Source organism: Kocuria dechangensis (assembly GCF_014636775.1).
GTDB classification, from domain to species: domain Bacteria; phylum Actinomycetota; class Actinomycetes; order Actinomycetales; family Micrococcaceae; genus Kocuria; species Kocuria dechangensis.
In genome coordinates this window covers 21,667-38,797 of record NZ_BMEQ01000029.1, presented here as the reverse complement: position 1 = coordinate 38,797, position 17,131 = coordinate 21,667, and the positions used below count along the sequence as shown (strand labels likewise).

Annotated in this window: 23 protein-coding genes; 2 read left to right on the top strand and 21 right to left on the bottom strand. The window is 68.6% G+C overall.

All coding sequences use genetic code 11. The features are described 5' to 3' along the window. Positions 1-137: 137 nt before the first annotated feature. The 13 genes from IEW07_RS17775 to IEW07_RS17720 form a co-directional block, all read right to left on the bottom strand. Positions 138-1,193 (bottom strand): hypothetical protein, encoded by a 1,056-nt coding sequence (locus tag IEW07_RS17775; protein WP_188539691.1) that lies wholly within the window; start codon positions 1,191-1,193, stop codon positions 138-140. Positions 1,194-1,515: 322 nt separating this feature from the next. Then, on the bottom strand, positions 1,516-2,475 hold the full coding sequence (gene nrdF, locus IEW07_RS17770; protein WP_371870244.1) for a class 1b ribonucleoside-diphosphate reductase subunit beta: 960 nt from the start codon (positions 2,473-2,475) through the stop codon (positions 1,516-1,518). A gap of 279 nt (positions 2,476-2,754) precedes the next feature. After that, on the bottom strand, positions 2,755-2,880 hold the full coding sequence (locus tag IEW07_RS21525; RefSeq protein ID WP_268235547.1) for a hypothetical protein: 126 nt from the start codon (positions 2,878-2,880) through the stop codon (positions 2,755-2,757). Positions 2,881-2,888: 8 nt separating this feature from the next. Continuing rightward, positions 2,889-3,731 (bottom strand): hypothetical protein, encoded by an 843-nt coding sequence (locus IEW07_RS17765; RefSeq protein ID WP_188539690.1) that lies wholly within the window; start codon positions 3,729-3,731, stop codon positions 2,889-2,891. Positions 3,732-3,751: 20 nt separating this feature from the next. Further along, positions 3,752-4,711: a hypothetical protein gene (locus IEW07_RS17760; protein ID WP_188539689.1), complete on the bottom strand. Its 960-nt coding sequence runs from the start codon at positions 4,709-4,711 to the stop codon at positions 3,752-3,754. Between the two features lie 20 nt (positions 4,712-4,731). Then, positions 4,732-5,433 carry a pentapeptide repeat-containing protein gene (locus IEW07_RS17755; protein ID WP_188539687.1) on the bottom strand — a complete coding sequence of 234 codons (702 nt, stop codon included), beginning with the start codon at positions 5,431-5,433 and terminating at the stop codon, positions 4,732-4,734. A gap of 111 nt (positions 5,434-5,544) precedes the next feature. Beyond that, positions 5,545-6,513, bottom strand: coding sequence for a hypothetical protein (locus IEW07_RS17750; RefSeq protein WP_188539685.1), 969 nt, complete (start codon positions 6,511-6,513; stop codon positions 5,545-5,547). 3 nt (positions 6,514-6,516) lie between these two features. After that, on the bottom strand, positions 6,517-7,494 hold the full coding sequence (locus IEW07_RS17745; RefSeq protein WP_188539684.1) for a hypothetical protein: 978 nt from the start codon (positions 7,492-7,494) through the stop codon (positions 6,517-6,519). Further along, positions 7,491-7,973, bottom strand: coding sequence for a hypothetical protein (locus tag IEW07_RS17740; RefSeq protein ID WP_188539682.1), 483 nt, complete (start codon positions 7,971-7,973; stop codon positions 7,491-7,493). The genes IEW07_RS17745 and IEW07_RS17740 overlap by 4 nt, the downstream gene beginning before the upstream one ends. Positions 7,974-7,994: 21 nt before the next feature. After that, on the bottom strand, positions 7,995-8,756 hold the full coding sequence (locus IEW07_RS17735; protein WP_188539680.1) for a hypothetical protein: 762 nt from the start codon (positions 8,754-8,756) through the stop codon (positions 7,995-7,997). A gap of 30 nt (positions 8,757-8,786) precedes the next feature. Further along, positions 8,787-9,857, bottom strand: coding sequence for a DUF559 domain-containing protein (locus IEW07_RS17730; protein WP_188539678.1), 1,071 nt, complete (start codon positions 9,855-9,857; stop codon positions 8,787-8,789). 15 nt (positions 9,858-9,872) lie between these two features. Next, positions 9,873-10,226, bottom strand: coding sequence for a hypothetical protein (locus IEW07_RS17725; RefSeq protein ID WP_188539676.1), 354 nt, complete (start codon positions 10,224-10,226; stop codon positions 9,873-9,875). Next, positions 10,223-10,828, bottom strand: a complete 606-nt coding sequence (locus IEW07_RS17720; RefSeq protein WP_188539674.1) for a hypothetical protein — start codon at positions 10,826-10,828, stop codon at positions 10,223-10,225. The genes IEW07_RS17725 and IEW07_RS17720 overlap by 4 nt, the downstream gene beginning before the upstream one ends. A gap of 87 nt (positions 10,829-10,915) precedes the next feature. Here IEW07_RS17720 and IEW07_RS17715 point away from each other — a divergent pair, with 87 nt between their 5' ends. Then, positions 10,916-11,491 (top strand): hypothetical protein, encoded by a 576-nt coding sequence (locus IEW07_RS17715; RefSeq protein WP_188539672.1) that lies wholly within the window; start codon positions 10,916-10,918, stop codon positions 11,489-11,491. 4 nt (positions 11,492-11,495) lie between these two features. On the opposite strand, the gene IEW07_RS17710 is transcribed toward IEW07_RS17715, so the two are convergent. The 8 genes from IEW07_RS17710 to IEW07_RS17675 all read right to left on the bottom strand — a co-directional run bounded on the left by IEW07_RS17710 (position 11,496) and on the right by IEW07_RS17675 (position 15,757). Next, positions 11,496-12,038 (bottom strand): dihydrofolate reductase, encoded by a 543-nt coding sequence (locus IEW07_RS17710; protein ID WP_188539669.1) that lies wholly within the window; start codon positions 12,036-12,038, stop codon positions 11,496-11,498. After that, complete coding sequence (locus IEW07_RS17705; RefSeq protein ID WP_188539667.1) at positions 12,038-12,862, bottom strand: thymidylate synthase; 825 nt, start codon at positions 12,860-12,862, stop codon at positions 12,038-12,040. Before IEW07_RS17705 ends, IEW07_RS17710 begins: the two co-directional genes overlap by 1 nt. 42 nt (positions 12,863-12,904) lie before the next feature. Next, positions 12,905-13,051: a hypothetical protein gene (locus tag IEW07_RS17700; RefSeq protein WP_188539665.1), complete on the bottom strand. Its 147-nt coding sequence runs from the start codon at positions 13,049-13,051 to the stop codon at positions 12,905-12,907. Between the two features lie 136 nt (positions 13,052-13,187). Beyond that, positions 13,188-13,520: a hypothetical protein gene (locus IEW07_RS17695; RefSeq protein ID WP_188539663.1), complete on the bottom strand. Its 333-nt coding sequence runs from the start codon at positions 13,518-13,520 to the stop codon at positions 13,188-13,190. A gap of 59 nt (positions 13,521-13,579) precedes the next feature. Continuing rightward, a complete protein-coding gene (locus IEW07_RS17690; protein ID WP_188539661.1) occupies positions 13,580-13,915 on the bottom strand; it encodes a hypothetical protein in 336 nt (111 codons plus the stop codon). A gap of 21 nt (positions 13,916-13,936) precedes the next feature. Then, positions 13,937-14,107: a hypothetical protein gene (locus IEW07_RS17685; protein WP_188539659.1), complete on the bottom strand. Its 171-nt coding sequence runs from the start codon at positions 14,105-14,107 to the stop codon at positions 13,937-13,939. 35 nt (positions 14,108-14,142) lie between these two features. Beyond that, the gene (locus IEW07_RS17680) at positions 14,143-15,351 is read right to left on the bottom strand and encodes a hypothetical protein (RefSeq protein WP_188539657.1); all 1,209 of its coding nucleotides are present in this window, start codon (positions 15,349-15,351) and stop codon (positions 14,143-14,145) included. 178 nt (positions 15,352-15,529) lie between these two features. Continuing rightward, positions 15,530-15,757 carry a hypothetical protein gene (locus IEW07_RS17675; protein WP_188539655.1) on the bottom strand — a complete coding sequence of 76 codons (228 nt, stop codon included), beginning with the start codon at positions 15,755-15,757 and terminating at the stop codon, positions 15,530-15,532. A 480-nt stretch (positions 15,758-16,237) separates the two neighbouring features. Here IEW07_RS17675 and IEW07_RS17670 point away from each other — a divergent pair, with 480 nt between their 5' ends. Continuing rightward, a complete protein-coding gene (locus IEW07_RS17670; protein ID WP_188539653.1) occupies positions 16,238-16,999 on the top strand; it encodes a ThuA domain-containing protein in 762 nt (253 codons plus the stop codon). Positions 17,000-17,131 lie beyond the last annotated feature (132 nt).

Genomic DNA, 17,131 nt, shown 5'->3' with positions numbered 1-17,131 from the left:
CCCTCAGCGCCTGACCATCCCAAGAATCACGCGTTGACCGCGTTACACCACGCAAATGGACTTGACCGCCGCGGGGAGCGCGGGAAAGCAAGCCATGACGATCGAGGGGTGTGGGTTCTCGGTCACGGCGGCGCTGCTCAGTACAGGCCGGCAGTGCCGGTGAGGAAGCGGTGGAGGGCGTGGGCGATGATCGTGTTCCCCACCGCGTTGAGGTGCATGTTGTCGGTGCCTACCAAGGAGTACGGCGGCAGCCCCAGTGACATCCACTCGCGGTCCTTGGCGGTGTACCCGACGTTGAACTCCCGGGCTAGCGGCAGCTCCCACAGCCCGGGGTCCTTCAGCGCGGCCATGGCGTCGAAGTAACGGGTGCCGTACTCGGTGCGGTAGGCGGCGTTGACGCGGTACACGCGCTCGTGGTTCACCGGTGAGCTGCTGCGGTCGTTCCAGGCGTGCCAGTGGCCCATGACCACCGAAGTGGCCGGCTCGACGTCGAAGGCGGCGCGGGTGTCGGAGAGGACCTGGTCGTACTCCCAGATGTTGTTCTTCCCGGTCCAGATCAGGTGGACTTTGCCGCGGTGCTGGCGCTCCAGGTCGGTGTGCCAGTAGCTGGTCGGGCCCTCACCCACCACGACCTCCTGTCCGGTGAGCTCTGTGCCGGCGTCCTGGCGGACGACGCGGACCTTGCTGAAGCGATGTCGCTCGGCCTGGATCGTGCATGGGATCCCGTCGATGGTCCCCGGCAGCGCCTTGCGCCAGTTCGGCACGATCCGGTCGGTCGTGGAGACGATCAGACCGTCGCGGGCAGGGAGCTCTCCGCGGCCGCCGTTGTAGGTGAAGTCCGGGCGGTAGGGGTGGTCGTAGCTGCGCATACGCAGGGTCTGGTAGGAGGTGTCGGCGCCGAGCGCGGTCACGGTGCCGGTGGCCCCCAGCAGGCCGTCCAGCACGTTCTCGATGCGGACCACCGGGCGGGACCCGCGAACGCCCCACGGGTTTTGGGTGGTGCGTGGGTACTGGTCGCCCAGGCCGCTGTTGGCGGAGGAGGATCCCCACAGCACGTATCCCGGTGCGGCTGCTGCAGGCTGCTGGCCGGCGTGGGCGGGGCCTGTGGTGAGAACGGCGCTGAGGCCGGCCAGGGTGCCGGCGCCGATCAGCGTGCGGCGAGTGATGGGCGCGGGGTGGGGGGAGTTGCTCATGGGGGTCTTTCTTGCGTCGTCTGTATGTTGGCCGACATCTGTGCGGTGGCGCGGCGAAAGCCGAACACCGAGGGGTGTCCGGGATGCACAGGTGGGTGGCGCGACAACGTGCGCGTGGGGGGCGAGTCTCGGCGGGGGATTCCAGATGCCTCCCCTCAAACTTACCCTTTGCTCACAGAAATTCGTGGTGGTGATGGCAGGATGTGAGGGAAAATATGGATCAGGCGGAACGCCCCGGAGGACGCCCCGCCTGATCAGCACGATGTGTGCTGTTGAGCGGCATTGCTGCCGCCGGATGGTTATTTGCTTTAGCAAATAGGAGTCAGAAGTCCCAGTCCTCGTCCTCAGTGTTAACTGCTTTCCCGATCACATAACTGGACCCGCTGCCGCTGAAAAAATCGTGGTTTTCGTCGGCGTTGGGCGAGAGCTGAGCGAGGATCGCCGGGGACACCGCCGTCTCCTCCTTGCCGTAGTACGGCTCGTAGCCCAGGTTGGCCAGCGCCTTGTTGGCGTTGTAGGCCAGGAACTTTTTGACGTCCTCGGTCCATCCCACCGCGTCGTAGAGGGATTCGGTGTAGGCGATCTCGTTCTCGTAGAGCTCGTCGAGCAGCTCGAAGACGAAACCCTTGATCTCCTCCTGGCTCTCCGGGGTCTCCTTGGCCAGGGCCTGCTGGAACTTGTAGCCGATGTAGTAGCCGTGCACGGCCTCGTCACGGATGATCAGGCGGATCAGGTCGGCGGTGTTCGTCAGCTTCGCCCGTGAGGACCAGTACATGGGCAGGTAGAACCCGGAGTAGAACAGAAAGGACTCGAGCAGGGTTGATGCGGCCTTCTTCTTCAGCGGGTCGTCGGCGCGGTAGTGCTTGAGGACGATCTCGGCCTTCTTCTGCAGAAGCGGGTTCTCCTTGGACCAGCGGAACGCCTCGTCTACCTCCTTCATCGAGCACAGGGTGGAGAAGATCGAGGAGTAGGACTTCGCGTGCACGCTCTCCATGAAGGCGATGTTGGTGTAGACCGCTTCCTCGTGAGCGGTCGTGGCGTCCGGGATCAGCGAGATCGCCCCGACGGTGCCCTGGATGGTGTCCAGCAGGGTCAGGCCGGTGAACACGCGCAGGACCAGCTGCTGCTCGGAGGGGCTGAGAGTCTTCCAGGAGGAGACGTCGTTGGACAGCGGGACCTTCTCCGGCAGCCAGAAGTTCGCGGTCAGGCGATCCCAGACCTCCGAGTCCTTGTCGTCCTGGATGCGGTTCCAGTTGATGGCCTCGACGGTCTCGGGAAGCAGCTCGAGCCCGGCGCCGGCGGCGTCCTGCTGCAAGGCGGCCGCGGAGAGGTTCACGAGCGGGCTGATGGGGGTGACGGTCACAGGTGATGCTCCTTGGGGAGGGAGGTGGACGGACGGGAATCCTCATGTGTGCGGAGGGGCCCGGGGTTCAGAACGAGGGGCTGGGCAGGTGGCGCCACGGTGGTCGTGACGCCGCCTGCAGCCGGTGCGAGCACCGGTGGTACTCACCATGTGTGCGGCGGCTTTGAGGCCGTAGGCACACGCGGGATGGGCCCGCGGCTACCGCTGCAGGACGATGGTGTAGCCGCGGCCGGTGCGAGTGATGCCGGAGGCGGCCAGCTGCGCCTCGGGGACGTTCTCCCCGAGCCCGGCCAGGCGCTGGGTGAGCAGCCCGTCGGTGGCCATGATCTGGGTCAGGTGCCCGGAGGACGAGACCGGCTGACCACCCGCGTCGAGCACCTCTGCCGGCGCCAGGCCGTGGGGGTGGACTTCAGCGCCACGGCGGCCGCCCGGTCCCGGTACTCGGTGGGGATCGAGTCCTCGACCGCGGCGACCATCTGCACCGCCTCCGCGTGCTCCCCCGGCGCCCGGGTGGCCAGCACCGCGTTGAGCTCATCGAGCGAGCGCCAGGCGGAGACAACCTCGGAAGCCGGCCAGTGCGAGGCTTGCCCCAACTCGGAGTTCTTCGCATCCACTCCCTCGTGAGCCCCGGCGACCAGGATGGACTGCTCAGCCGCCGTCAGCGGGCGGGACTGCGCCTCGGCCAGCTCCTTCGGCAGGGACGGTTCGGTGGTGGCAGCGTCCAGGTCCACGATCCCGGAGAGGCTGTGCTCGTCGTGGTAGCTGTTCAGCCAGTGGGCGGTGTAGCCGTGGCCGGTGATCCGGCCCAGGTCCGAGTCGCGGGTCCGGTCCAGGATGCTGGTCTCGTTCAGGGCGTCGGAGGCTTCGGCGTCGTGCTCGGCGCCGACGTAGACCTCGATTCTGTCGTGCTCGTCGGAGATCAGCTCCACCTCCCCGGCATCCGGGTGGCGTGCGCGTAGATCCCGCATCGTCTCGGCGATGACGAGGTCGTCGTGCCACGCCTGGGCCTGGCGCATCTGCGTGTTGAGCCGCTCGATCATCGTCTCGGCAGCGGAGACCCGGGGGTCGCGGTCCCGTGCGACGGGCACCAGGGACGGGCTGGCCTCGGCGTGGACCTTGGTGGTGAATTGGCCGCCTGCGGCGCGCGGGTGGTCGGCTTCGGAGAAGGTGGTCATGCCTTACATGTGTGCGGCGCTCACAGCCCGTACTTCACGGCGTCACCGGGGTGGATCAGCGCCTCGGTGACCACCATGGCCGGGTCCGGGTGGGAGTCCATGATCGAGTCGTCGTTGAAGATCGCCGCCACCGCCAGCTTCCGGGCGTGGGCGTCGTGGGCGAGCGCGCGGATCTGCTCGGTGCGTGAGGGGTCGTTGCGGTAGTGCCCGCGGGAGCCGGAGTACTGCACCGCCTCCGGGTGATCGACCGCGGCCAGAGCGATCCGCTGCAGAGCGGAATTGTCCTGGTCGTCATCGGCCCACTCGACCAGCGCGGTATCGGCGCGCAGGTCCAGCAGCGTCGATCCTGGGCGCAGCCCGTCCTCGAGCATCGCGGCCGCGGCCAGCTTCTCGGCCGCGGTGGGCTCCGCTGAGTAGCTGAACCGCTTGCCGCCGGCGAGGTGGCGGGACAGGTACCAGGAGGTGACCTCCCGGTCGGTGCCCTCCAGGGCGGTGTTGGCGTAGCCCCAGCCGTTGGCCTGCAGCGTGTCTGCCACCTTGGGGTACTGGTCGGCCTGCCCCACCAGGTGCTCGCCCAGCGACTGCTTCAGCCGTCGCTTCTCGGCCACCGCCACCACGTCAAGGGCCTTCGCCCGGGCGTCAGGAGAGTACCCCCCGCGGTTCCACTCCCCCGCCGCGGTGCGGGCGATGCCCTCCGGGATGCCGCTCCGGTAGCGGTCCAGCGCCCGCGGGGTGGCGTGGAGGAGGTCCTCGGGGTCCAGGTCCGAGGCGGCCGCGGCATGGCGCACGAGCTCACCCAGCGCCTCGACGCGCTCGTGCTCGGGAATCTCCTGGTCGTCCAGGAGTCCGGCCAGGGACGCAACCTCGGCTTGCGGAACGGGAGCCGGGCCGGTCAGCGAGACGGCGGCCTCGCCGTGGGCCCTGGCGATGAACTGGCCGTTGCCGCTACGCGGGTGCTCAGCTGCAGAGAAGGGGGTCATGCCGTGTCTGTGTGCGGCGATCAGCCGGAGTAATCACACGAGCCCTTGATAATCGCCTGGGTCCGATACCCGGGAGGCCACCGCGTGTCCTCATCGAAACAGGCTGAAAGGAAGTACCTGCTGAAGTTGGCTTCCTGGGGCAACTGTGCGCCTCGAAGATCGGCGCCAAGCAACTTGGTTTCATGAATGGTGGCATGGGTCATGTCGACCCCGGCTATCTCGGCGTCCGACAGGTCGGTCTCGAACAGGGACACCTGGCCCGCGTTGAAAAAACTCCAGGAGGACTTGCGCATGTCAGCGCCGTCGAACACAGCGCCGTCCATGGTGACGTCAAGAAGATTGGCTCGTTGCAGCATCGCGTCAGTCAACACGGCGCTCTCTAGGTGCGTGAGCTTCATCGTCGTGCTGCGCAGATCGGCACCATGCAAATTGGCGTTGCGCAGATCTGTGCCGGTCAAATCCGCGTCCTTCAAGATGGCGCCCTCCAGGTCCCCATGACGAAGGTCCAAGCCGCTGAGGTTTTGACCGGTCAGGTCGATTCCACGGAAGGACACCTTGTCCGCTTTGCCGTCGGCAGCCTGTTCACGGATGAACCGCAAGTTTTCCCTGCGATCGGCCTCATCCTCACGGCGGTCGTCGATCGCCATTTGGGATATGACCGTCAGCACTGCCACCAGGGTGGCCGAAATGAAACCGACGACCGCCTCACGAGCGGTCAGCACCCTGTCGCCCTTCGAGCCGCTGCCGCGGGACGGAGGGTCCGCCTGGGCCCACGGTGGTACCCGATCCCCCATGGGCCCAGGCTAGGGCTGAGCTGGTTGCCTGTCAGCTGATCACCGGTCGAAGTCATCCCGGCGCCAGCGGCCGGCCTCGATGAGCACCGCCATCTGCACCTCGTCGGGATCATCAGCCGCAGCAGCGACCAGCTGCTCCTCGGAGCCACGCACCCTCGCGTGGGCGCGCAGGTCTTCCAGCAGCGCCACCCGATGTTCGGGAGTCAGCTGGTGCTTGCCTGCACCGGCGAGTGCGGCCGCTTCTTCGTCAGTGATGTAGGTGGGGCGCGGGCTGTCTTGTAGCTTGGCGGCCCGCACCAACGCCCGCTTGAAGGAGGGGATGCCCTCGGCCGGAATCCCCAGGCGTGCGGCGGCGTCTTCGTCGGTCTCGTTCCGCCACCAGTCGGGGTCGCGCAGTTGGGGCGCTCCCCACAGCCCGGGGACGTGCACCTCGCCGCTGCTCCGGAGGCCGCCGGGGACCTTGAAGTAGGTCGAGGAACCGGAGGGCTCCAGCTCCATGCCGGTCTGCTCCACAAAGCGGCGGGCGGCGGCATCGTGGCACCGCTCGTGCCGGGCCTCGTCCAGGCGCCAGGCGGCGTAGGGGTCGGACTCGTGGTCGGCGTAGACGGTGTGGGGGTCCCCGATGCCGTAGCGCTCCGGGTTCTCGCGGAGATCCATCAGGAGCAGTTGTTCCTCCGCGTCGTCGGTGTAGACGTCGATGGTGCCGGCCAGCGGGGTGCCGGTCACCCGAACGTAGTGGATGTCATCGTGGCCGGCCATGTCCAGGTGGTACTGGAGGTCTTCGTCGACTGGCACCGAGACGGTCGCGGAGACCTTCGTTTGTTCGGCGCGCGGGACGGCCAGCGGGTCGGTGGCCGGGCTGCCGAGCATTTCTGCCACCGGGCGCGGACCCGGGGACGAGCCCGAGGAGGCAGCGAGGCTCACCTCGGTGGCCTCCCTGTAGGCCTTCCTCGTGAACTTCCCGCCCGTACCGCGGGGGTGGTCTGCTTCGGAGAACGTGGTGGTCATGCCTTATCTGTGTGCGGCGGCCGGCGGCTGTTCACCGTAAGGTGCCATGCGCCCGATCGCCACCAGCAGCTCCAGCTGCGCCGGCGTCGGGAACTCCGCCTCCGCGGCCGCGGCGGCCGCCGGGGCGCTGTAGGACCGGCCGATGACCCGGGCCGCCTCGCGGCAGTCGTCGATCAGCGCATTGCGGTGCTCAGGGGCCAGCACGACCGCGTGCTCGCTGGTGCCCAGCAGGGCCTCTGCCTCGTCGATGCTCAGCTGGGTCCGCGGGCCCTTCCTGTTCCGCTCCAGCGCGTGAGCTACGGAGGTCTTGAGCGTGGGGATGGACTCCACCGGCATCTGCAGCAGGTGGGCGGCCTGCTCGTCGGACAGTGCCGTGTCCTCGTAGGGCGGGGCGATCTGGGTAAAACGGGGGTCCAGGTGGAACCCGCGCAGCCGGGCGCAGTGGGGGCGGCCCGGGAGGTCGATGTAGGCGCCGAAGAGGGAGCGGGCGGTGCCGAGCTCGATCCCGGTGGCGTGCAGGAAGTTCCGCGCGGCCCGCTCGCGCAGGCGGGCGTGGGCGTCACGGTCCAGGCGCCACTGGGCGTAGGGGTCGGTCTCGTGGTCGTCGTAGATGGTGCAGCGGTCCCCGATGCGGAACGCGGCCGGGTCCTGCTCGGTGTCGAAGAGGTGCTCGGTGCCGTCGTTGGTCCAAACCTCCACGAGGTCGACCTCGGGCTTGGCGCGGACCATCACGTACTCGGGGTTCCCCCACTGGTCATCGGGGAACTCCTCGGGGAACCGCTCGGCGGGCACGTCGGAGACGCTGCCGATGATCCCGGAACCCTCCGGCGCCGGGACGGCCAACGGGTCGTAGGCCGGATCGCCGATCATCGAGCCGGCCGAGACCGGTGCCGCCAGGGTAATCCCGGACTCGGGGCGGGCCTTGGTGGTGAAGCGGCCGTCACCAGCGCGGGGGTGGTCGAACTCCTCGAAGCCGCTCACGCCCGGTCCTCCTGGTCGTCGTCGAGCTCAGCGAACAGCGTCCCCAGAGCCTCGGCAGGGCCGTCCTGGTCCTGGTAGACGAAGAAGTCCTCCCCGGCCTCGATCATCAGCTCCTCGGAGTGGTAGACCCCGTTCTCCTCGGACCACTGCTTCTCCTCCCAGTAGACGGCCACGGTGGAGTCGTCCTCGGCCTCGAGCAGGGCACGGACTGCGGCGGCGTCGGCCTCGGTGGGGGTGTAGTCGGTGCGCTTGGTCTCGTAGCCGTAGTCCTCCCGCGGCCAGGTCGGGGCGGAAGTGGTCCAGCCCCGCTCGGCGGCGGCCTTCTCCGCCTGCAGCATCGAGTACTCGGGGGTGGTGAGATGCACGAACGGCTCGGGAGCCGCCGGGGTCAGGGCGACGGGCGCCTCGTCGTGCGCCTTGGCAGCAAAGCGTCCGCCGGAGTCGCGGGGGTGGTCGGAGGCGGTGAAAGGCATGGTCATGCCCTTTATATGTGCGGCCGCTCAGGCGTGGGCGGTACGGAAGGCGGCGAGGTCGATGACGTAGCCGGTCTCGTCCTCGAAGCGGTGGCCGATCTCCACCTCGGGAATCTCCTCCATTGCCACCCGGTCCAGGTCGTCGAACAGGCAAGTGTCCCCGACGGACACCAGGGCCACCGGCTCGCCGTCGGTGCCGGTGAGTTTCAGGGACCCGAGGCACTGCCCGAACGTGTCCTCGCCGGTGAGGGCGATCTCGGCGCTCACCACCTGCGGGTTAGTGGTGGCGATCAAGCTCAGCGCCGACAGCGTGGAGACCTTCGCCAGGGCCGCGGCCTCCTGCTGGGCAGCGAGAGTCTTCTGGTGGACAGCACGGTGGGCCGCCAGAGCCCGCTCGATCCCCTCCGCGGGGGCCTGTGCGGGGGCGGTGTCGGCGTCGAAGTCGGCCACGTCGGCGTCGATCTCGGCGAACAGCTCAGCGAGCGCGGCTGGGAGATCCTGGTGGCCGTCGTAGGTGACCTTCTCGGTGCGCACCTGCACCACCAGGCGGGAGGCCTCCGGGGTCTCCTCCCACCAGATCGCCACCGGGGTGTCCCAGGGGCGGCCAAAGATCCGCCGGATAGCCGCGGCATCGACCGTGGAGGCGTACAGGGTCGTCGTGGTGGTCTGCGTCCCGTCGGTCAAGCCGGTGGTCGTCTCGGCCTGCCAGTTACGAGCGGCGAGCAGTGACGCTGCTGGCAGCGTCGGGAGGTCGTTCTGGGCTGCGGTGGCCTGTTCGGTGGTGGTCATGGCCTCCATGTGTGCGGAGACCGGGGTCAATCACGCCCAGTGGCCGGTGCGCTCCGGGGTGCGGGTGATCTCCAGTCGCTGGAAGTCCCCGCGGTAGCCGCTGTCCCAGGCCACAGCGGTGAGCCGCCACCCGCAGGCGATGGCCTCCGGGTGCAGGTCCGCCAGCGTCACCCCCTCGGAACCGGAGATCCCGCCCGGTCCCCAGCCGGCCGGGCCGTCCAGGTTGGCCGTGAGAGCCCAGCGCTCCATTCCCGGGTGGAACTTGTCGTAGAGATGCACCTTGTCAGCCTGGGGCCCGATGAAGAACTCCTCGCCCCACGGGTACTTCGACACCGGAACCAGCTCCTCGGTGTCGGTAGTGGTGAACAGGCCCTCGAGTTCCTCCCGCCACTTCTTCCGGTCGACCCGGTGCAGCTCCAGCAGCCGGATGAACCGCGGGGCCCCGTGCCCGGACTCGGCGGCCAGCCAGCGCCCCTCGTCCATGATGATCAGCCGCAGCTTCTCACCGTCCTCCAGGGTCCAGGAGGCGTAGTAGGCGCCGTCGTGGTGGCTGTGGGCGGCCACCGCCCCGAGCCGGGACTTCTCCTTCTTCCGCGGCGCGGCCGTCTTCTTGGCGATCCGCCGGACCGTGCCCGGCACCCCGTCCACCGCGTCGGTGACCGCTGCGACGAGCGCGTCGATCGCTGCAGCCGAGGGAACGGAGGCCTCACAGACGACGTCGTAGTCCCCGATCGCCTCCAGCCCGCCCAGGCGCAGCCGGACCACGGTCCACCCGACCCCGGCCAGCAGGGCGTTGCGGGAGCGGTCGTTGTCCACCTCCTCGGTGTGGGTCTTCTCGGAGTCGATCTCCACGCACACCTTCGACCGGGAGACCAGGACGTCCGGGGTGAGCACGGGGTAGTTGCCGTGGATGGGGTCCTGATCGCACTGGATGGCCGAGCGACCCTGGTGGACCTGCAGGCCGGCGGCGACGAGTTTGCCGCGCACCTGCTCCTCGAGCTTGGAGGTGGTCGGGTTCTTCGACTGGACCACGGTGCCCACGGGGTATTTCGGCGCCGGGGTCACCCCGGGGCGCGGGGCGTAGGAACGAGACGGGGACACGTCGATCTCCTCGGATCAGGCGGGGGCGCAGGTGGCGTGGTCGAGCGCGGCAAACAGCTGCTCCAGGCCAGCGGCCGGGCAGGTGTCCTCACCGTAGAAGGACTGCTCACACCCGGCCTGGGCGACGAGCTGGACCGGCGTGTCGAAGTCGCCGCGTTGCGCGTTGAAGTACCGGGCGATCTCCCACCATGCCGTCACCGGCGCGTCGTGCCGCTGACCGAGCAGGGCCCGCAGGGTTGCGGCGTCCTTGGCGGAGGGGACGTAGAAGGTCCGCTCGCACAGATCCCCTGGGTCCAGATCTGCGTCGTGCTCGGTCTCCCCCACGGCCCAGCCGCGAGTGGCCAGCAGTTCGGCGGCCGTGGCGCTCATCGGGCCACTTCCACGGTCCGGCGCGAGCAGCTGTCACGGGCGGCGAGGTAGAGCTGGTGGGCGGTGACCACGGCCTGGTCCACGTCCAGGAGTACCCCTCCGGTGGTTGCGCGATTGGGCATCGGCCCGCCGTCGGAGGGGCGTCCGTCCGGGTGGAAGGTGCGGCGGGTGCAGACGGAGGTCACGTCGATGAGCTGGATCGACTCGGAGCCGTCGGGGGCGGTGGCCGCCTCCACCCACACCCGCTCCCGGAGCCGGACAGTGACGGTGGCTGGGGGCCGGTCATCGACAATGCTTTTGAGCTGGTCGGTGAGCTCCCGGCCGGTCAGCGTCCCGCCGGCGACCAGCAGGAAGCACTGGGCGGACTTGTAGAGGCGCACCGCGAAGCTGGACAGGGTCTTGGCCTCGAAAGGGCTGATCAGGTCTGGGTTCACCACGGACACCCCGGTGGAGTTGATGGTGAAGGCTGCCTCGCCGTCGACGGCGAAGCGGATCACCGGGTCTCCGTGCTCGTCGGTCAGCGCGCCGAAGCCCAGTCGGGGTCCGTGCACTCGAGCAACGGGCAGCGGGTACTTCTGCAGCGCGGTGGTGAGGGTGTCCATGGACCCCATGTGTGCGGATGCAACGGAGAAGCGCGCACGCGGTCTAGGTTGGAGGCAGAACCGCCAGCGTCGTCAGGAGGATCCGTCATGGCCGGCACGTCGGAGTCGTACCGCTTCCCTCGAGGAGACACCCCGCACCAGTGGAAGCTGGGGACCTGGGCCGAGGCGACGGTGCCCAAACTGAAGGACATCGCCTCCCACTACGGCCACTACATCACCTACGGGGAGCTGGCCGAGCACCTGTTCGAGACCACCGGGGTCCGCACCGACCAGCGCCTCGACTTTTGGATCAAGGACGTGCTGGGCATGGTCCTGGACTACTGCGACGCCATGAACTACCCGGCGCTGCCGGCGCTGGTGGTGCAGAAGAAGTCCGGGATGGTCGGGCCCGGTTTCAGCGCGTGGCTGCCGAAGATCGGCATGAGCGCCACCCAGGAGCCCCGGGTGCTGGAAGGGGTAGCAGCCGAGGAGCGGCTGAAGTGCTACAAGCGTTTCGGCGCAGACGTCCCCCCGGACGCGAAGGCGAAGCCGACCCGCGAGTACGAAGCGCTCCTCGATAAGGAGGACCGGGCCGCCGGCAGGGGCACCCCTCAGCCGGAGGCGATGTGTCCGACATGCTTCAGGGTGCTCCCGCTGTCCGGGCAGTGCGACGAGTGCGACTGAGCGCTCAGGCCCGGATGTGCCGGTCGATCCGGTAGCGGGGCCCGGCCCGGGAGACGGTCCAGTCGGTGACGGTCTCCCGTACCCACTCGGGACCCAGGTGCGGGGCGAAAGTGTCCCCGACGACGGCCGCGTCGATGGTGGTGATCAGCGCCTGGGTCACCGGGTGCTTCCGGTCCGCCAGCGCATGGCGGTAGAGCGCTCCCCCACCGATCACCCAAGCCACCTTCGTCCCCTGATGAGCCAGGGCAGCCTCGGCCGCCTGGGTCCAGGAGCCGGCGGCGATCACCGCTCCTTGGGCCACGGATGCGGTCACCTCATTGGTTCTGGTGGTGACTACGATGTTGGTGCGCCCGGTCAATGGCCTGTGGCGTGGCGGGAAGGAATCCCAGGTGCGCCGGCCCATGATCACCGGGTGCCCGGTGGTGACAGCGCGGAAGTGGGACAGGTCCTCGGGCACGTACCAGGGCAGTCCGCCGTCCTTGCCGATCACCCCATCGGGGGTCTGGGCCCAGATCGCCGCCAACACCGGGCGGGGGCGCTGGGCCATCAGACCGACACCGCGGCCTTGATCGCCGGGTGCGGGTCGTAGCCGACGACGTGGAGGTCGGTGAGCTCGTAGTCGAAGATCGACGGGGCGTCCTCCAGCACCAGCGTCGGGTAGGGCCGCGGCTCCCGCGACAGCTGCTCGGTGACCTGCTCGCGGTGGTTGTCGTAGATGTGGCAGTCCCCGCCGGTCCACACGAAGTGCCGGGCGGCCAGACCAGTCTGGGCGGCGACCATCTCGGTGAGCGCGGCGTAGGAGGCGATGTTGAACGGCACCCCCAGGAACAGGTCCGCCGAGCGCTGGTAGAGCTGGCAGTCCAGCCAGGCCGGATCCCCGTCCTCGTCGGGCCCGACGTTGAACTGGAACAGTGCGTGGCACGGCGGCAGCGCCATGTCCTCGATCTCACCGGGGTTCCAGGCGGTGACGAGGTGGCGGCGGGAGAACGGGGAGGCCTTGATGCCGTCGACGAGCTGAGTGATTTGATCCACCGACCCGCCGTCGGGCTTCGGGAAGGAGCGCCACTGGGCGGAGTAGCCGCGCCCGATCGTGCCGTCGGGGCGCTCCCACTCGTTCCAGATGTTCACGTTCTGGTCCTGGAGCGTCTTGACCTTGGTGTCGCCGTCGAGGAACCAGAGCACCTCGGCGAACACCCCGCGGGTGTAGACCTTCTTGGTGGTCAGCAGCGGGAAGCCCTCGCGCAGGTCGTAGCGCAGCTGCGCGCCGAAGACCTTGGACGTGCCGGTGCCGGTGCGGTCGGCGACGTGCTCGCCGTTCTCGAGCACGTGGCCCAGCAGGTCCTCGTAGGGGGTGGGGATCGTGGTGGTCATGCAGAGTCCTCCGGGGGTGCAGTGGGGTAAGTGGTCACAATGTCAGACGTTGTCGGCGCCGAGGCTGGTGGCGAGGACGAGCTTCTCTTCGGCAGCCGTGACTTGGTTGATCACGGTGTCCAGATCGAACTCGGTCTCCTCGTCGAGTCGTCCGGCATCCCGAGCCGCCACGTAGACGGTCTGGTACACGGAGCGCTCTTGGGACAGGACTTCGTGGCGTGTTCGAGGGTTCCCAGGTCCCAGGCGGCAAGCTCGGCCAAGGTAGCCTGCTCGATCCGCTCCATCAGGGAGGTGCGCTCAGCGGCGCGGTTTTTGGGGGGCTCCCTCATCGTTCACCATGTCCGGCGGCTGCCCGGTCGGCCTCGACGAGCTTCAGCTCGGCGGCGCCCGCCCGCTCCAGGTCCCGGCCGATGCGGCCGGCGGCCAGCCGCGTCTGCCCCTCTGCACCGTGCCGGATGCCCAGCAGGGTGCGACGGGTCTTCAGCAGCTGCGCGGTGCGGCGCAGCTTCGCCTCCGGCCAGGTCGCAATCGTCTCAGCAGGGGTGGATTCCACCTCGGCGACCGCGGCCTGGCCGCGTGCAGCGGCGTCGCGGTTCATGCGCACCACCACGAAGACGAAGATGGCGACGATGACGAGAGTGGCGAGCAGCAGCTTCATGGCAGGTGACTCCAGGATGGTGGTGTGGTGGCCCTCATGTGTGCGGAGGGCGGCAGGGTTCAGGCGTGGACCGGCTCGGTTGCCGGAGCGCCGGCCAGCTTGGCGGCCGCCTCGTCCAGCCGTGCCAGTCTGATGCGCCGGGCAGCGTCTGCTTTTTCCCCTGCCGCGGCCTGTTCGTGGTGGAACTCCACCGCGTCGCGCTCGACCTCCAAGGCGTGGGCGATCCAGCGGCGACGGCGGTCGGACCAGACGGCGATCTGCTCGGGCGGGGCGAGCTGGATGCGCCGGATCAGGCGAGCCCGGTAGCGGGCAGAGATCCAGTCGTAGGTCATCGCGAACACCGTAATGGCCAGCGAGACGACGATGACGGCTATGACGGGTCCGGTCAGCTCCATGGGCGGTCTTCTCCTCGGGGTTCAGGCGGCGATGGTGGCAGGAAGGTTCAGCACCTCGGTGTCGTCGGTGCGGGTGGATGCGAGCGCCGCGACGCGGCGGGCCTGCATCAGTGTGTCGGTCTGGTGGGCCAGCCACAGCACGGCGGCGATGCCGGTGAGGGCGTGCAAAGCTTCAACAAGGGGAAGTTCCACGGCGGGGGTCCTTCGGGGTGGGAGGGGTGGGCGGTTCAGGAGTTGTACCCGGTGATGGTCCGGCGGGCGTAGCCGGCGTACTCGTCCCGGGTCGGACGTGGGATGCGGGCCACCCGGCCAGGCTGGGCGTCGTAGTAGTCCTGGGTCCGGCGGTCGTTGTCGGCTAGGGCCTCGGCGATCTGTTCGACGTCGGCCTCGGTGGGGTCGTGGTCCAGGCGACCGACAAGCTGGCTGATCCGGCTGGGGATCTCGTTGGTGCCGGTCATGTGGATCTGGCGGATCCAGCGGCCTTGCTCGGAGTGCAGGTCGAAGGTCGCCGGGTCGATGGAGCCGTAGTGGGCGACTTCCCCGGTGCGATCCTTGGTGGTGGTGTCGGGGACCAGCCCGTGCTTGAGGTCGGACTCGAAGAAGCGGGTGCGGATGGTGCGCTCCTCGACCGGGATCAGGGCCGCGCGCTGCTGCATCTTCGTGAAGACGTCGGCGGTGACCTCCCGCACGACGTCTTCGCTGCTGTAGCCCTTGGACCAGGACAGCGATGGGTTGCGCTCCACCGCGTGGGCACGATCCAGGGCGCCGATGTGGGTGAGCGGGATGCGGTCGGGCAGCGGCCCCCTGCCGTACCTGGCCTTGGTGCGCGGGGTGGCCGGTGCGATCAGCAGCTCGTCGTCCTCCACGCCGAGCACGGTGACGGTGGCGCCGTTCCACTTCGGCTCCTTGGCCGCCAGCGGGTCGGCACGCAGGGTGGCGACGGCACCGCCAGCCCCGGCCGCGGCGAGCAGCTGGGCCTGCTGCGCTACCGGTGGGGGCTGCCGGTAGGACAGCCAGGTCATCAGACGCCGCTCGGGGTCGCCCATGCCGTGGTCGTCCTCGAGGGTGAGCTCCTTCTTGCCTGCGGTGAGTTCCACGGAGTCGTGGTCGCCGTGCCACCCGTCGTTGTCGGCGTTGTGGGTGCGTTCGATGCGCACCGGTGCCGTGCCGGGCACATCGAGCAGCTGCCGGATCGCGGCAGCCGTGGCGGGGTCGGGGCGGTGGGTCGTGGCGTAGGACCCGTCGTCCTCGTCCTCGTGCGAGAAGGTCTGTGTCCATCCGACGCCGTAGGGCTTGGGCGCCGGCAGCCAGGTCATCGGGTCCAGCTGGGCGGAGCCGGCGGGCGCGGGCAGGGTCACACCGGACTCCTCGTGGGCCTTGTGCGTGAACTTCCCGGACTCACCGCGGGGGTGGTCGGCTTCGGAGAACGTGGTCATGGTTTCTATGTGTGCGGCGGCGCAGTTCAACGGCCGCCGGCGGCCAGGTGCCGGAGGGCGATCCAGCCTCGGGAGACCGACAGGGCGGCGATCGTAGGGGGCAGAGGCGCCTTAGGGTCAGTCTGGGCTGTGCGCTCGCGCGGGGTGAAGGTGCTCATGGGCTCCATGTGTGCGGAGCTCACGCGGAGTGCCGACGGCGCCCGCGGGTTCGGGTGAGGGTGAAGGTCGCCTCGATGCGGGTGCCGGGGCGGGAGGCGAGGTGGCCGGCGAAGGCGGCACGCCCGGACTCCTGGGGTCGGTAGGTGGTGCAAGGGGTGCCGGTCTCGTCCACCCAGGCCACCCCGAACTGCCGGTCGGGCTCGGTGGCGGTGGCGAACGGGGCGGAAAGCGCTGCGGTGGTCGTCATGGTCTCTATGTGTGCGGCGATTTGCGCAGAACTCACTCGATTCTGTTCGCGAAATCCACGAGGTGACGACGAAGGCTGGCTGATCGGAGGAATCCAAACGGCCGGTCTTCATCATGGCTGATCCTTCTGCCTCGCTCGGAGCCTGGCGGAGCGACCGATCGGCCCCATCCAGGATCTCGGTGCGGAACAAAGCAGCGGAGTGTGCCGTGATGCCGTGGGCATGTAGCCCCGCAGCTCTCTTTCTCATATGACAGGCAACCCGCCGCCGGCCCGAGCTTCGCTGTGCTGTTGAACTCCCCGATCGCCCCTGGCGCGGGCGCCGGGTGGCCGAAGCACGCGCCCCTCTTTTGATTTTGCACGACGCGGAAGGGCTGGACCTTTCCTGGGTTCGCCGAAAAAATCAGGAGCGCGGCCGGCAGCCACTGAACGGCGCGGTCGCTGCAAGCCTGCCTTTGAGTCGACCGAAGTGAGGGCCTGACAATGTTTGATACAAGACTGGGCATTCTGGTGTGGAACGAGGGGGTGCACGAAGCGCAGAACCAGCCGACGACCATGGCCCAGATGTATCCCGAGGGCATTCACGGTGCCCTCGCGGGCTCCCTCAGGCGTTTCTTTCCGGCCGCGGAGGTCACGACGGCAACCCTCGCCGATGAGGAGCACGGCCTCAGCGAGGAGCGGCTCGCCAACACCGATGTGCTTCTGTGGTGGGGGCACAAGGCGCACGGAGAGGTCAGCGACGAGGTCGTCGAACGCGTTCACCGGCACGTCCTTGCCGGCATGGGGCTTGTGGTTCTCCACTCGGGGCACCTCGCCAAGATCTTCACCAAGCTCCTGGGCACGAGTTGCTCGCTCACCTGGCGCAACGACGGCGAGCGGGAACTGGTGTGGACGGTGAAGCCGTCCCACCCCGTGGCGGCCGGTGTGGAGAACCCCATCGTCATTCCGCAGCAGGAGATGTATGGGGAGGTGTTCGACATCCCGGAGCCCGATGACCTCATCTTCATCAGTTCCTTCGAGGGCGGCGAAGTGTTTCGATCGGGCGTCACCTTTTCGCGGGGCAAGGGCAGGATCTTCTACTTCAGCCCGGGCGATCAGGAGTACCCGGTGTATCACCACCCGCAAGTGCAGAGGGTTCTGGCCAACGGAGTCGACTGGGTCGCCCAACCGGAGGCGCCCCGTTCAATGCCCGAGGTGAAGCACTCTGCCCGAGGCTGGTTCACCACTGACCCCTCGGCAATGTAGTACGAACGGCACGCCGGTTTCGGTCCCGGTGAACCGGGTTTTACGAAAACCCCGTGCTGCGGACCCACGGTGCGGCCGTGGTGGCCAGTGCCGTGGGCCCGCCGGTGGCCAGTGCCGTGGGCCCGCCGGTGG

What these genes read in the sequence shown, in the direction of transcription:
- IEW07_RS17775 (WP_188539691.1), bottom strand. Translation starts at nt 1,193, where the DNA reads ATGAGCAACTCCCCCCACCCCGCGCCCATCACTCGCCGCACGCTGATC.
- IEW07_RS21525 (WP_268235547.1), bottom strand. Translation starts at nt 2,880, where the DNA reads ATGGCCACCGACGGGCTGCTCACCCAGCGCCTGGCCGGGCTCGGGGAG.
- IEW07_RS17765 (WP_188539690.1), bottom strand. Translation starts at nt 3,731, where the DNA reads ATGACCACCTTCTCCGAAGCCGACCACCCGCGCGCCGCAGGCGGCCAA.
- IEW07_RS17760 (WP_188539689.1), bottom strand. Translation starts at nt 4,711, where the DNA reads ATGACCCCCTTCTCTGCAGCTGAGCACCCGCGTAGCGGCAACGGCCAG.
- IEW07_RS17750 (WP_188539685.1), bottom strand. Translation starts at nt 6,513, where the DNA reads ATGACCACCACGTTCTCCGAAGCAGACCACCCCCGCGGTACGGGCGGG.
- IEW07_RS17740 (WP_188539682.1), bottom strand. Translation starts at nt 7,973, where the DNA reads ATGACCATGCCTTTCACCGCCTCCGACCACCCCCGCGACTCCGGCGGA.
- IEW07_RS17735 (WP_188539680.1), bottom strand. Translation starts at nt 8,756, where the DNA reads ATGACCACCACCGAACAGGCCACCGCAGCCCAGAACGACCTCCCGACG.
- IEW07_RS17725 (WP_188539676.1), bottom strand. Translation starts at nt 10,226, where the DNA reads ATGAGCGCCACGGCCGCCGAACTGCTGGCCACTCGCGGCTGGGCCGTG.
- IEW07_RS17720 (WP_188539674.1), bottom strand. Translation starts at nt 10,828, where the DNA reads ATGGACACCCTCACCACCGCGCTGCAGAAGTACCCGCTGCCCGTTGCT.
- IEW07_RS17715 (WP_188539672.1), top strand. Translation starts at nt 10,916, where the DNA reads ATGGCCGGCACGTCGGAGTCGTACCGCTTCCCTCGAGGAGACACCCCG.
- IEW07_RS17710 (WP_188539669.1), bottom strand. Translation starts at nt 12,038, where the DNA reads ATGGCCCAGCGCCCCCGCCCGGTGTTGGCGGCGATCTGGGCCCAGACC.
- IEW07_RS17705 (WP_188539667.1), bottom strand. Translation starts at nt 12,862, where the DNA reads ATGACCACCACGATCCCCACCCCCTACGAGGACCTGCTGGGCCACGTG.
- IEW07_RS17695 (WP_188539663.1), bottom strand. Translation starts at nt 13,520, where the DNA reads ATGAAGCTGCTGCTCGCCACTCTCGTCATCGTCGCCATCTTCGTCTTC.
- IEW07_RS17690 (WP_188539661.1), bottom strand. Translation starts at nt 13,915, where the DNA reads ATGGAGCTGACCGGACCCGTCATAGCCGTCATCGTCGTCTCGCTGGCC.
- IEW07_RS17680 (WP_188539657.1), bottom strand. Translation starts at nt 15,351, where the DNA reads ATGACCACGTTCTCCGAAGCCGACCACCCCCGCGGTGAGTCCGGGAAG.
- IEW07_RS17675 (WP_188539655.1), bottom strand. Translation starts at nt 15,757, where the DNA reads ATGACGACCACCGCAGCGCTTTCCGCCCCGTTCGCCACCGCCACCGAG.
- IEW07_RS17670 (WP_188539653.1), top strand. Translation starts at nt 16,238, where the DNA reads ATGTTTGATACAAGACTGGGCATTCTGGTGTGGAACGAGGGGGTGCAC.